Here is a 639-nt window from a genome sequence, read left to right as displayed (position 1 = left end):
CCCCGGCCGACAGGGTCACCGGCCGCTCGTCGACGGTGACGGCGGAGCCGCTCCCGCCTTCGACGACCAGGTCGTACGATCGCGTCGCGTTCGCGGCGTCGCTGTTGTTGAGCGTGGTCCGCACCTCGAAGGCGGTGTCGCCGGTGGTCGGCTTCACCGTCTCCGTGTCATCGACGGTCACCGACGCACCGCCTCCGAGATCCGCGACGGACGCGGCACCGACGGTCCCGGGGGACGTACACGTTCGTCTGGAGGCTCACGTGCGAGCCGACCGTCGTCTCCCCGTCGATGACGCTGTTGGTGCCGACGAGGACGTCGTCGCCGAGCTCGGTCCCTTCCCTGACGAGGGCGTTGTGTCCGGTCGTGAACCCGTCTCCCGCACGCACGTCCGCGAATGTCGACTTTGTTACGATGGGCATACCTCGGGAGAGCGGGCTCGAACAGGGGGAGCGGCGCGATAGCGATCCCCCGCTGGCGCGAGCCGAGTAACGCCGGGGGACAGGTGAGTAACGCCGGAGGCGAGGCGAGTAACGCGAGACGTGAGCCGCGTGCCCACTCCTTACTCCGTCGTCGGGTTCACGGCATTCTGCCCCGGTCGCGTCCGTGGCTCCGTCGACGCGGGCCCTCGTCAGCGTTCCG

Annotated in this window: 1 protein-coding gene and 1 pseudogene; both read right to left on the bottom strand. The window is 69.6% G+C overall.

The window, feature by feature from the left end; all coding sequences use genetic code 11:
* Positions 1 to 181 (bottom strand): annotated as a pseudogene (locus EXE44_RS17760) (hypothetical protein); the annotation flags it as partial.
* Entirely contained in the window at positions 168 to 419 is a 252-nt protein-coding gene (locus EXE44_RS22245; protein ID WP_394348236.1) for a DapH/DapD/GlmU-related protein, read from the bottom strand. The gene EXE44_RS22245 and the pseudogene EXE44_RS17760, both read right to left, overlap by 14 nt.
* Positions 420 to 639 lie beyond the last annotated feature (220 nt).

The organism is Halorubrum sp. SS7, from assembly GCF_005435055.1.
GTDB classification, from domain to species: domain Archaea; phylum Halobacteriota; class Halobacteria; order Halobacteriales; family Haloferacaceae; genus Halorubrum; species Halorubrum salinarum.
This window is presented reverse-complemented; position numbering and strand designations above follow the sequence as displayed.